Source organism: Exiguobacterium sp. s89, from assembly GCF_018617735.1.
Taxonomy (GTDB): domain Bacteria; phylum Bacillota; class Bacilli; order Exiguobacteriales; family Exiguobacteriaceae; genus Exiguobacterium; species Exiguobacterium marinum.
The window spans coordinates 1-12,251 of the sequence record NZ_JACSKS010000005.1; the positions used below are offsets into that span (position 1 = coordinate 1).

Annotated in this window: 9 protein-coding genes and 2 riboswitches; of the genes, 3 read left to right on the top strand and 6 right to left on the bottom strand. The window is 46.2% G+C overall.

What is annotated here, in order from left to right; all coding sequences use genetic code 11:
- Positions 1 to 381 precede the first annotated feature (381 nt).
- Positions 382 to 1,224, top strand: a complete 843-nt coding sequence (locus KNO96_RS12040; RefSeq protein WP_214703998.1) for a VanW family protein — start codon at positions 382 to 384, stop codon at positions 1,222 to 1,224.
- Between the two features lie 26 nt (positions 1,225 to 1,250).
- Here KNO96_RS12040 and KNO96_RS12045 read toward each other — a convergent pair whose 3' ends face one another.
- The 6 genes from KNO96_RS12045 to KNO96_RS12070 all read right to left on the bottom strand — a co-directional run bounded on the left by KNO96_RS12045 (position 1,251) and on the right by KNO96_RS12070 (position 9,605).
- The gene (locus tag KNO96_RS12045; protein ID WP_251125202.1) at positions 1,251 to 2,612 is read right to left on the bottom strand and encodes an NCS2 family permease; all 1,362 of its coding nucleotides are present in this window, start codon (positions 2,610 to 2,612) and stop codon (positions 1,251 to 1,253) included.
- Positions 2,613 to 2,700: 88 nt separating this feature from the next.
- Positions 2,701 to 2,802: riboswitch (purine riboswitch) on the bottom strand.
- Positions 2,803 to 2,937: 135 nt separating this feature from the next.
- On the bottom strand, positions 2,938 to 4,461 hold the full coding sequence (gene guaA / locus KNO96_RS12050; RefSeq protein ID WP_251125205.1) for a glutamine-hydrolyzing GMP synthase: 1,524 nt from the start codon (positions 4,459 to 4,461) through the stop codon (positions 2,938 to 2,940).
- A 110-nt stretch (positions 4,462 to 4,571) separates the two neighbouring features.
- A riboswitch (purine riboswitch) is annotated at positions 4,572 to 4,672 on the bottom strand.
- A 41-nt stretch (positions 4,673 to 4,713) separates the two neighbouring features.
- Positions 4,714 to 6,813 carry a transglutaminase domain-containing protein gene (locus tag KNO96_RS12055; protein ID WP_214704000.1) on the bottom strand — a complete coding sequence of 700 codons (2,100 nt, stop codon included), beginning with the start codon at positions 6,811 to 6,813 and terminating at the stop codon, positions 4,714 to 4,716.
- A complete protein-coding gene (locus tag KNO96_RS12060; protein WP_214701340.1) occupies positions 6,810 to 7,880 on the bottom strand; it encodes a DUF58 domain-containing protein in 1,071 nt (356 codons plus the stop codon). The genes KNO96_RS12055 and KNO96_RS12060 overlap by 4 nt, the downstream gene beginning before the upstream one ends.
- Positions 7,877 to 8,827: an AAA family ATPase gene (locus KNO96_RS12065; protein WP_026824353.1), complete on the bottom strand. Its 951-nt coding sequence runs from the start codon at positions 8,825 to 8,827 to the stop codon at positions 7,877 to 7,879. The genes KNO96_RS12060 and KNO96_RS12065 overlap by 4 nt, the downstream gene beginning before the upstream one ends.
- 172 nt (positions 8,828 to 8,999) lie before the next feature.
- The gene (locus KNO96_RS12070) at positions 9,000 to 9,605 is read right to left on the bottom strand and encodes a flavin reductase family protein (protein ID WP_214704001.1); all 606 of its coding nucleotides are present in this window, start codon (positions 9,603 to 9,605) and stop codon (positions 9,000 to 9,002) included.
- 250 nt (positions 9,606 to 9,855) lie between these two features.
- Between KNO96_RS12070 and KNO96_RS12075 the strand changes: the two genes are divergently transcribed.
- On the top strand, positions 9,856 to 11,697 hold the full coding sequence (locus KNO96_RS12075; RefSeq protein ID WP_214704002.1) for an ATP-binding protein: 1,842 nt from the start codon (positions 9,856 to 9,858) through the stop codon (positions 11,695 to 11,697).
- Between the two features lie 197 nt (positions 11,698 to 11,894).
- Positions 11,895 to 12,212, top strand: a complete 318-nt coding sequence (locus KNO96_RS12080) for a hypothetical protein (RefSeq protein ID WP_214704004.1) — start codon at positions 11,895 to 11,897, stop codon at positions 12,210 to 12,212.
- The last annotated feature ends 39 nt before the right edge of the window (positions 12,213 to 12,251 follow it).

Sequence of the window (12,251 nt, forward strand, 5' to 3'; positions counted from 1 at the left end):
CTGAGCCAGGATCAAACTCTCCAAAGAATTTGATATAGCTCTTAAATTGACGAAGCTTGCGCTTCATTCAAAAATTGTAAAACTTTTTTGCCTCATCGTTCAGTTTTCAAAGTTCGTCTATCGCTCTTGGCGACTAAATGATAATAACATTTAATTCATTTCAATGTCAACAACTTTTTCGTTTGTTCAACGTTTGTCGTTGGCAACAGAGATAACTATATCACCTGCATTTTAATCTTGCAAGCATTATTCTAAAAAAACTTTTAAATATTTTTTCGTATCATTCAGAGTTCGAATCTCAACTCCTTAAATGAAGAAGAAATCACTTTAAAGAATACACTTATATCTCATAGCGACTATAAACCTATAAGGAGTCCACACATGATGCAATCCGATTTACAGCGACCTAAGAAACGTTCACCGCTCAGAATCTGGTCCGGTACCCTAGTCTATACATTAAAGAGAAGACTCAAATGGATTACGGACAAACGAAAATATGTTTCAAAACGAAACCTTGATCCGATGCCATATCTGATTCATACACACCGCACTCCTTTATATCGTCAACTCCGTGACATCGACATGGAAATTCAACATAACAAAGTAACCAATCTAAAGATTGCAATCGCCAAACTGAACGGCTCCATCCTGACTCCAAACGAGGTTCTCTCTTATTGGAAGATGATCGGCAAGCCGACGAAACGCAAAGGTTATGTAGAGGGAATGATTCTCCACTATGGAAAAGTGACCTCAGGAATCGGCGGTGGTCTCTGTCAACTGTCCAACCTCATCTATTGGATTACCTTACATAGTCCGTTGACGGTAACCGAACGCTATCGCCATAGTTATGATGTGTTCCCTGACTACCGACGAGATCAGCCTTTCGGTAGTGGCGCCACCTGTTCTTATAACTATCTGGATCTGCAAATCACCAATCAAACCGCACAAACGTATCAACTTCTTCTATATATAGAAGGAGATCATCTCGTCGGGGAATGGCGTTCGAACATCCCGAATAAAGAACAGTATCGTATATATGAAGAAAATCATCATTTCACCCGTGAATGGTGGGGCGGGACGATACGACATAACCAAATATTTAAAGAAGTCACTTCAATGAATGGCACACACCTTCGAAACGAATTCATCACAGAAAATCACGCGATCACCATGTACGACCCATTCCTTCCCGAGAATACTGCATACAAAAAAGCCGACTCTTAATAAAAGAGCCGGCTTTTCAAATGAACTTATGCGTGTGGCAAGAACATGAAGTATGCCAAGAAGATGACTAACATTCCATACATGATAGGATGAATCTCTTTCGTCTTCCCTTTCGCAATCATCATGAGTGGATAAAGGATAAATCCGAGTCCGATCCCTGTTGCGATTGATGACGTAAGTGGCATCATGATAATCGTCAAGAATGCAGGGACTGCAATCTCGATTTTCTTCCAATCAATATCAAGAAGAGCCGAAGCCATGAGCACTCCAACGATGATGAGCGCAGGAGCTGTGACCGGCGCCGTAACAACTGCCAAGAGAGGCGAGAAGAACAACGCCAAACCGAAGAACAATCCTGCAAAGACTGCAGTCAATCCTGTACGTCCACCTGCAGCGACACCTGCTGACGACTCAACGTATGAAGTCGCTGTAGACGTTCCGAAGATCGCACCGGCTACCGTTGCTGTCGAATCAGCCATTAACGCCTTACTCGCACGTGGTACTTTGTTTTCTTTCATGATTCCCGCTTGACGCGCTACCGCGACGAGCGTTCCAGCCGTATCAAAGAAGTCGATAAAGAAGAACGTCAAGATAACAACGAGCATTTGAAGCGTGAACACATCACCGAAGTTGATGAATGCTTGACCGAATGTAGATGACATACTCGGCGGCATCGATACAACGTCTGAAATCGCTGTCGGAGTCGGCACAAGACCGAAGATCATCCCGACGATCGCCGTTAACAACATCCCGATGAAAATACCACCTTTGATGTCGCGCGCCATGAGCAAGGCACTGACCACAAGACCGAATACCGCAAGTAATGTTGTACCTGTCCCAAGTGAACCAAGGCTGACGAGTGTTGCTTCATTCGCAACAACGATGCCTGCGTTTTTCAAACCGATGAACGCGATGAAGAAACCAATCCCTGCAGCAACCGCCATCTTGAGCGGAGCCGGAATCGCATTAACAATCGTTTCGCGAATCCCTGAGAGCGTCAATACGATAAAGAAGAGACCTGATACGAGTACACCTGACAAAGCCGTTTGCCATGGTACACCCATCCCGATGACGACACTATATGCGAAGAACGCGTTGAGGCCCATACCAGGCGCAATCGCAATTGGATAGTTCGCGAGAAGTCCCATTGTCAATGAACCGACTACTGCAACAAGCCCCGTCGCCACGAAGACAGCCCCTGTATCCATACCTGCTGCCCCGAGAACGTTTGGGTTAACGAAAAGAATGTACGCCATTGCGAGGAACGTTGTGAAGCCTGCGACAAGTTCCGTGCGAACACTCGTACCGAGTGCTGTGAGTTGGAAGTAACGATCGATCCGACTCGTTGTTGATGGTTGTTGCTGTTCTTGCTTGAGCTGTGTGCTCATTTGTTTTCCTCCTTGTACTCGCCGTAAAACGAGAAAAGGTCCCCGGCAAATGACCGAGGACCCCACGCGAAACATACGAGGGCATACACCCTCATCTATGTCTCGCCGTAGTGAAATCATTTAAGGTGATTTCGTAGAGACTCTCGGGCCATATCCCCGACATTATACGGCAAAATATTTTATAATTGTTCGGTTATAATAAGAACGTTCTTATCGTATCAGCGTGAAAATAGAATGTCAACTAAATTAACGGATTTTACATCGATAAAAAACGTTAATGTTCGGTTTTAAGACAAAACAGAGGGGGGATTCCCCTCTGCTCCGCTTATTCCCATTCGATTGTTGCAGGTGGCTTAGACGTAATGTCATACAGCACACGGTTAACGTGGCTGACTTCGTTTACAATCCGGACAGAGATCTTCTCAAGCACATCCCAAGGAATACGTGCCCAATCGGACGTCATGCCATCGATTGAAGTGACCGCACGAACACCGACAGCATAGTCGTACGTACGCTCGTCACCCATGACTCCGACCGAGCGGATTGGTGTGAGCACCGTGAAGTATTGCCAGATGTCTCGTTCAAGACCTGCTTTCTTCACTTCGTCACGCAAAATAGCATCCGATTCACGGACGATTTCTAACTTCTCTTCCGTGATCTCACCGAGGACACGGATTCCGAGGCCCGGACCCGGGAACGGTTGACGCCAAACGATATAGTCAGGAAGACCGAGCTCAGTACCGAGCGCACGGACTTCGTCTTTAAAGAGCGTGTTGAGTGGTTCGATCAACGTGAAATTCATGTCTTCCGGCAACCCACCGACGTTATGGTGTGATTTGATCGTTTGCGCTGTATCTGTTCCGCTCTCGATGATGTCTGTATAGAGCGTCCCTTGTGCGAGGAAGTCCATATCGACAAGTTTCGAAGCTTCTTCATCAAACACATAGATGAACTCGTTTCCGATGATCTTCCGTTTTTGCTCAGGGTCTGACACACCAGCCAATTTCGTCAAGAAACGTTCTTGCGCATCGATTTTAATGACTTTCATGTTGAAGCCGTCCGCGAACGTCTTCATGACGCTATCTGCTTCCCCTTTACGAAGAAGACCGTGGTCGACGAACATACATGTCAACTGATCACCGATTGCGCGGTGAACAAGCGCCGCAACGACAGACGAGTCGACCCCACCTGAAAGTGCACAGAGCACTTGTTTGTGCCCGACGATTTCACGGATTTTCTCCACTTCAATATCAATGAAGTTTTCCATCGACCATTCGCCTTTAGCACCGCACACTTCATAGATAAAGTTTTTCAAGATGTCATTCCCATACTCAGAATGACGAACTTCTGGATGGTATTGTACGCCATACATTTTCAACTCATCGTTTTTGATTGAAGCGACCGGGCAAGACGGGTTCGTTCCATCGACGATAAATCCTTCCGGTGCTTCCATGACGAGGTCACCGTGGCTCATCCATACCGTATGTTCGACTGGAAGGCCGCTGTAAATCGCTGATGCTTCTGGCGTTGAGAACAATGTCGCTTTCCCGTATTCACGGTGTGCAGCACGTTCGACACGACCACCAAAATGATGCGTCATGAGTTGCATGCCGTAACAGATTCCGAAAATCGGAATGCCGAGTTCGAAGATTTCCGGGTCGCAACGATATGCGCCTTCCGCGTATACGCTGTTCGGTCCACCTGAGAAGATGATGCCGACTGGGTTCAATTCGCGAATCTCGGTTGCCGTCATCTTATGCGAATGCAACTCACTGTATACGCCAAGGTCACGGACACGACGCGTGATCAACTGGTTATACTGCCCACCAAAGTCGAGCACCAAAATCATTTCTTGTTCTACTTTCACGAAATCTCCACCTTTCTGCCTTCTCCTCAAAAAAAGACGCGCCTCTCCCCCAGATTATCCAAACCGAAGAAGAAGCACGTCCTTTTCTTTGTATACGAAACGTGCTCCTTCATAGTCGGTCCATTTACGGTGGTCCGGTAGAGACTCTCGCGCCAATTCACGAGTATATACGAAGGAATGCCATGTTCAATTATCTAACTAATGCGTCTATCTTACTTGATGCATCCCATCACTTCAACTCATAATTCGACGAATCATGATTTTCCAATATTCTTTATATTTTGAATTCGGTTCTTGTTCGGCATAGACCGCTTGTTCAAACAAGGCCGTCAAACGGCTCATGTCGTTCGTTTCGTAGTAGGCGTCGACTTCTCTCGCGAGCTCTGAAGGCGTACGACCTTCGACTTTAAATCCGTTTGCCCGAAGCCGCTTCATCAAATAACGATGCATCGAAACAAGACTTCCGTCTGTGAGCGGACGACTCATCCACCAGACGTACATAATTTGCCGCTCGATGATCTTCCGGTTCCAAATGAGGACGGCCACGACGAAGAGAATGATCACCCATCCCCATATCGGAATACTGCGCCCCTCTTCTTGAACGTCACCTGTCGTCACATCATCGATTAATAAATCTTCTTGTGGACGATTTTGCGGATTGTTGTCTTGAGACGCTTGTGGATCGTTCGTAGCCGGGGTCGAATCATTCGTATCCGTCTCTTGCTCCATTTGTAGTAAGTTAGCGTCCGAGAAACTGATTGTCGCTTCTAGCGGAACCCAGCCCGCACCTTCAATGAAATACTCAACCCATGAATGAGCATGACGATTACGAACCGTATGTTCTTCTTCCCCTTGAATGACCCCCCGCGTATCTCCCATCGTAAATCCTTTTACCCAACGTGTCGGAATGCCATTTGCTCGCAACAAGACGGCTGCTGATGTCGAGAAGTTATCACAATAGCCGATTTGTGTATCAAATAAGAACTGGTCGACGTAGTCCGTGTCGCCTTGCGGTTGGGCCACGTTTTCCGTATCATATTGAAATTCTCCGTTTCGGAAGTAAGCTTCAACCGCCTCTGCTTTTTCGTTCGGAGTTTCACTCTCCGCCGTGATTTCAGCAGCTAAATCTCTCACCCGATCCGGTAACGAGGTTGGAAGTTGTAAATAAACCTGCGTTTCTTCTTCAGTAAGCGAAGTTACGTCTTCGTTTAAATCGAGCTGTTCTTCAGAGAAAGCGGGGACACTGTAGCGGAGTTGAATCGTTCGTGGCGTCGCTTGTCCCTCGTTCTCAAATACAATTTTCCCGGAAGGTTGAATGTTGATTGTCTCGTTCGGGAAATCCCGCTCTATATCACCGACCAAAAACTCTGTACCAGATTCCGTCTCCGCCGCTTGTGGATATTCACCACCGTATGGAACGAACGATTGTCGACGATCAAAACGCAGAATCGCCTGTTCCGGTGTCGTATCCACTTCCGCGTCCACTAACTGTCCACGATTGTAGTTGGAATCGAGTACCGGTGCCGCAATCCAACCTTTCCCTGTATAAATCGCTTTTGATTCGATACGCCAATAGCGAGCCGGTGCACCACGTGCAATAAAGACGATCCCGTCATCTTGTTCGAACGGGCCGCCTAACGCCTCATCGTTAACACCATATCCGACACGCCCCGGTCCGTTCCCATCGCCTTCTGTTGTCGCATTTCGGAAACTCGTGGTGATTCGATCGGACCAATCCCCCTCGAGCGTCGGCGACGCACTCGCAAGGGCCACAACGACACTGAGCAACAAACCGATACTGACAAACCGAACGAGTGATTGACTCGGTCGTTTCGCCAAATCCGTGACGAATAACAGGAGCAGCGATGTGATGATAGCATAAAGGATGTCACCTTCACCGTCATATAATGTCCACGTGTCGAAGTAAGCCATGACACCAAGTGTGGATACAATCATCCCAAGCACAAATCCGTAACTTGGATACGTTCGTCCGACAAGAACGGCGAACAGAAGCCCGATGAGCGCCATCGCAGAAAAGAAGATGGCCTCGTTTGGTAACTCTCCGCTTATGACACCTGTGAAGTCTTCCATCCAAATCCCGAACCAGTCGAAAATACTTCCGTGATAGACGTATAGGACGACTAGAAAATTGAGAAATGAAATACTAAGAAAAGCAGTCCACGGGAGAAGACTTGCGAACATCGGCACGATGAGAAGGAAATAAAACGGCCAATTCACATCAAACGTTGTACTTCCAACAATCGGTTCAATCCAGAACGACAACAAATAGGCGGCAAGTATCGTATAAACAATGCGGGTCACCCAAGTTCTCATGTCATCACCTCACTTACCGCAGTGTATAGATGATAGCTTCCTTGTGTTTCATGCATGAGCTCCCGGATTGACGTGGTCTCGAACGGGCTGATTAAAATCAGATCCCCCGTTTGTTGGGGCAGATTCTGCTTCACCCTCTCGACGAGACGCCCCTCCGCTTCCGGAGTCGCAGTCAGCAAGTAATGACCGACCTCAGCGCTTTGGTCCGGAAGATGAAACAACCTCACCTGGTCTTCAATCACATATAGTTCAAACGGCAAATTTTTACGTTCTAACTGGCGAATCGCACCAACGAGTAGCGACAAAGAGCGTTCAAACGCCTCCTCGTAACCAGCAGAGACCGAAGGGACAAACACGAGCGAGAGCTTCTTTTCTTGTTCCTGGTCAAACGTTTTAGTCATCAAGTTGCCTCGACGTGCAGATGCCTTCCAATCAATCCGTCCGATTCGGTCTCCTGCCGCATATTCACGCACTCCGCTTGTCGTATTGGCCACTTCTGTATACGTACGCGTTTGGCGATATTGCTCACCACGTCCTCCGACGTGCTCATCTCGTGGCAAATCAAACGGCAGCTCAGCAGGGGATACTTCAACGACTGTCTCGATTCGTATCGTCCGTCTACGGTCGAATAACCCAAACACGTCACGAACATGGAGAATCGTTCGATCAAAGACATGAATTCCTCGTTTGATTGCATCGATTTTATACTCGACAACTTCAGCACGCCGGAAGAAACGGTCTACCGGCACGATAATAGTCTTATCCTCATCAATTAAGCGTTGTGGCATTCGCTCTTCTAACGTCACCATCCCAATCAAGAAAGGATACTTCCGTTCGATTTTCAGTTCGACATCCATCACCTGACCGGAGACGAGACGTTTCGTCGTCACACGTCGCGAGACGTTCGCCGCAGTGACTGGATAGATCATGAAAAGCGTCCAATAGACGGTCAACACCGCGAACGACCACCATAACGTCGAAGCGACAATACTTCCTTCGATGCGGGCAAATGAATACAATCCGAATGCCGCCGCCCATACAACGAACAGCTTCATCCAGTTTTTCATACCTCGTTGACCTCACGATCCATCGGGACAGGTAACGTATCGAGCCAGTCTTGAATCAACTGATTCGACGTTTTTCCTTTATAACGCGCTTCCGCCGTCAACAAGACACGATGTCCGAGAACACTCGTCGCCAGTGCTTTGACATCATCTGGCAACACGAAATCACGATTATGAATATATGCCCACGCTTGTGATGCTTTCATCAAGGCAAGGGTGGACCGCGGACTTCCGCCTAAATACGTATGCGGATCTTTCCGAGACTCATGTACCAATCGCACGATGTATTGTTTGACCGCACTCGATACGTGGACATCTCTCACTTCACGCTGCATACGTTCGACTTCTTGCTTCGTGATTACGCTATGAAGGGTTTCGAGCGGCTCGTCTTTTTCAAAACGTGATAACAGTGCAATTTCTTCATTGAATGTCGGGTAGCCCATTTCAATTTTGAGCAAGAAACGATCCAATTGCGCTTCAGGTAATGGGTACGTCCCCTCATGTTCAATCGGATTTTGTGTCGCCATGACGAAAAATGGTGAAGGTAGTACTTTTAATTCCCCATCCACTGTCACACTTCGCTCCGCCATCGCCTCAAGAAGAGCCGACTGCGTCTTCGGAGAAGTCCGGTTGATTTCATCCGCCAAAATAATATTCCCCATGAGCGGACCAGGACGATATTCGAATTCTCTCGTTTTTTGGTTATACATCGAAATACCGGTCAAATCGGATGGCAACATGTCCGGTGTGAATTGAATGCGTTTAAACTCTAAGTCGATCGCTCGGCTAAACGTACGAACGAGCATCGTCTTTCCGACACCTGGTACATCTTCTAAAAGGACATGTCCCCCTGCTAGCAACGCAGTTAAGCTTTTAGCGATGACTTCTTCTTTTCCGACAATCACGGTTTCAATGGCAGTAATAATCGATTGGACAGTTGGACGGTACATGACGGACTCCCCTTTTTTCTCTAATCTAGGATGACTGAAAGTTAGAATGTTCTGACTTTATTGTGACATAAGCAAGGTTCGGAATGAAAGAAATACCGTACGCAAATACGCTTCCTACTTCTTTACCCAAAAAACGTGTCCGTTCTTTAGAAAAAACGGACACGTTTATCAATTATTCCGGACGTTTCAAATCGAAAATTTCACCGAGTGTCGCATAACCATTCCCCGCCATTCGACTGACCGGAGCCAGTTGTTTTGCATCGATACGTCCGTGTTTATATAAATCACGGTCGATATGAAAACGGACAATTCGTGCAATCAACAAATCCGCAGTCGTCTGTCCGTCATATTCAATCGGGAGGTGGTGATGTAATACGCACTCAAATCGGATTTTTGCTTCCTTGATCCCAGGTGTCGAAACAACTTCGCTTTGTTGAATCGTGAAGTTCGTGCGAGACAGTTCACTCTCATCGGCTGCAAGGTTTGCAGCCGTCTCATTCACATGGGCGACATTCGTTTCATCTACGATATGAATCACCAATTCATTCGTGCGCAGCGCGTTTCGTGCTGTATCCTTCATCACTCCATCCTTTCGTTGGACAGAGACCGACACGAGCGGAGGAACGGAAGAAACCACGTTGAAATAACTAAATGGAGCCGCGTTGATCACATCCTCATGTCGTGTTGTGACAAAGGCAATCGGTCTCGGCACAATGCTGCCAATCAAAAACTTATACGTGTCGATTTCAGTCAAAGCAGACGGTTCAATCGATAACATTCACTCACACTCCTCATTCTTTTTTTATCTTAAATTCAAGATAATAGTTTATGTGAATGATGTCAATGGTGAGAAAGTAGACATGTGTATCTTTTAATCATTTTGGGTAAATGCGTGTATGTGAAAGCAACATAGACAATAGACACATCGCATAAGCAAATTAGTTTCATTTTCCTTTTCCCGTTTCGTAGAATGCAGGGCAAGGAAAGGATGACCCCCGTTTTTATGTTCAAGGAAGGAAGTAAAACGAATGATCAGCAAGTGGATTGAACAACTCAACAGTCGTCAAATACTCAGTATTTTATATAGCGTATGTGGATTTAGTATCATTTTGACCGCGATTGGCGCTTGGTTTGTGCGAGATGGGGATGTCTCTACTCTCGAACTCACAGCCCTTCGATGGATTTGGATGATCGGGTTAGTTATGTTCATTAGTGCCATCTTACTCATCGGGCGTCCGCTCATCAAACGGATGACTGAACAAAACCATAGATTGAAGACCAAGAAAGCAAAGCTCGAGAGTGTACTAAACGAATCCAAGATAAATCAAATGAACCTTCAATATCGTAATGAATTAATCGGAGTATTGGCCTCAAAAGAATCGCTATTTGATTATTCATCTGTCATCGAAAAAATCGTGTTACTCACAAAATCCGAGTTTGGTGCGCTCCTACTCGCCAAAGACGGAGAAATTACGTCTGTCGTACCAAAAGAAATGTCCGAAGAACAACAAGAAAGCCTCAAAAAAGATTCACTTTTACTCAAACGCGTCATGATTTCAAAGTTACCCGCCGCAACGTCGAAACGAGTCGTCGATGCGTTACACACGTATCCGTATTATATTTATGAATCAGTTATCCCGATCATGGACCCGTCCGAGAATAGTCTGATTGGTTGCCTCTATTTGGCACGGTATGATGAACAGTATGATGCTAGTGAAAAGTCCGAACTAAACGCGTTCGCAAGCCAGCTCGCCATCTCACTTCTTCGGATGCAACTCTATCTTCAGATGCAACAGGATCGGAAAGAAACAGCCCAACTGATTAATTCGGTGCGTGAAGCTATTCTATATGTAAACTATGAAGATGACACTGTCGTCGGAAATCGTGCCTTCATCCGCATGTTTGATGATCTTCACTTTGACTATAAAGGGTACGAAGAGTTGTCCGCCATCAACATCGATATCGAGCAATTAGCAAAACGCGTCGACCAACACGAGCAATTCGTTCGGTACTTCGAGCGAGTCTTCTCCCAAGACCCACCTGAAGACGGGCTCACGATTTCGATTGATCAAGGTGATTGCTTTATCCAACTCTATGCCGAAAGTATTTATCGTGATCGTCGACTCCGTGGGACAATGCTCGTCCTACGTGACGTTACCGCCGAGACTGAGGTTGACCGGATGAAATCTGAACTCGTAACGACTGTGTCGCACGAATTAAGAACGCCCCTTTCATCGATTTATGGGTTTACCGAACTCATGTTGTCGCGCGACTTGAATGAAAGCCGTCGAGAACTGTATTTGCATACGATCCATGATGAGGCGAAGCGACTCTCATATCTCGTCAGCGATTTCTTAGACTTGCAGAAGATGGAATCCGGAAAACAGACGTTTGAATGGGAGCCCGTCGACCTATATGAACTCGTGTCAAATAGCGTCGCATTTTATCAAGAAACAACGGACCTTCATGAGCTATTCATCGACGTTGATATCGAACAAAATTTCGTCATCGATGCCGACTTAGAAGGTATGCGACAGCTGTTCGGCAACCTGTTAAGTAACGCCATCAAATATTCACCGGACGGCGGGAATATTCTTGTATCACTCGAGCGCATAGATGAAGAGGTTGTGATCAAAGTAAAAGACCATGGAATGGGCATACCGACTGCCTCTCTTCCTCATCTCTTCGGAAAATTTTATCGCGTTGACAACTCGGATCGACGCAAAATCGGGGGGACCGGGCTCGGGCTCGCTATCTGTAAAGAGATTGCTAAAGCTCATGACGGACAACTCCATGTCGAATCAGTTTATGGGGAAGGAAGTACTTTCATCTGTGAACTTCCCGCATCGAAAGAACATATCATGCAATAACACGGTCTTCTTAACCGTGTTATTTTTGACTCATTTTTGCCTAATTCGGAAGGATTCCTTTTACAAAATATAGAAAGGAAAGAAACCGATTCATTTACGTGGATGTGGAATACCCTATCCATTTATTTTTACACGTTTTAAGCTGAAAACAAGATATACTGATTATAAAGAAATTGCTAGGATCGGAGGTCCTGCCATTGAATCATCGTGACCCACCTTTTTCAGAAATTGGAGATTTGAAACAATGGGGACGTTTTGAAGTCGAAGTGCCTCATACAGGCGAACAAACGAAGTATCAAATCGCTACGGCTTTGGTTCGAAAGCATATTCCTTTGCGGATTGGTGGATTTTATATCATTGCGAGCGAAGAGCAAATTTTGCATAGTGGCTCACATGACGGAAATCTCCAGAAGCACTTGATTCATTTATTACAGCAAGTCCTTAACGGTCATATCGAAGACGAACGCCTCGCTCAGGAGCAGGTCTGGACTGTGCACTATTTTACAACGCCATAGAAAAGAACTCGATTTAAGTATGTTTACTTATCTCGAGTT

Bases quoted from the DNA above. Each gene is read 5' to 3' on its own strand.
- KNO96_RS12040 (WP_214703998.1), top strand. From the start codon at position 382: ATGATGCAATCCGATTTACAGCGACCTAAGAAACGTTCACCGCTCAGA.
- KNO96_RS12045 (WP_251125202.1), bottom strand. From the start codon at position 2,612: ATGAGCACACAGCTCAAGCAAGAACAGCAACAACCATCAACAACGAGT.
- guaA (WP_251125205.1), bottom strand. From the start codon at position 4,461: ATGATTTTGGTGCTCGACTTTGGTGGGCAGTATAACCAGTTGATCACG.
- KNO96_RS12055 (WP_214704000.1), bottom strand. From the start codon at position 6,813: ATGAGAACTTGGGTGACCCGCATTGTTTATACGATACTTGCCGCCTAT.
- KNO96_RS12060 (WP_214701340.1), bottom strand. From the start codon at position 7,880: ATGAAAAACTGGATGAAGCTGTTCGTTGTATGGGCGGCGGCATTCGGA.
- KNO96_RS12065 (WP_026824353.1), bottom strand. From the start codon at position 8,827: ATGTACCGTCCAACTGTCCAATCGATTATTACTGCCATTGAAACCGTG.
- KNO96_RS12070 (WP_214704001.1), bottom strand. From the start codon at position 9,605: ATGTTATCGATTGAACCGTCTGCTTTGACTGAAATCGACACGTATAAG.
- KNO96_RS12075 (WP_214704002.1), top strand. From the start codon at position 9,856: ATGATCAGCAAGTGGATTGAACAACTCAACAGTCGTCAAATACTCAGT.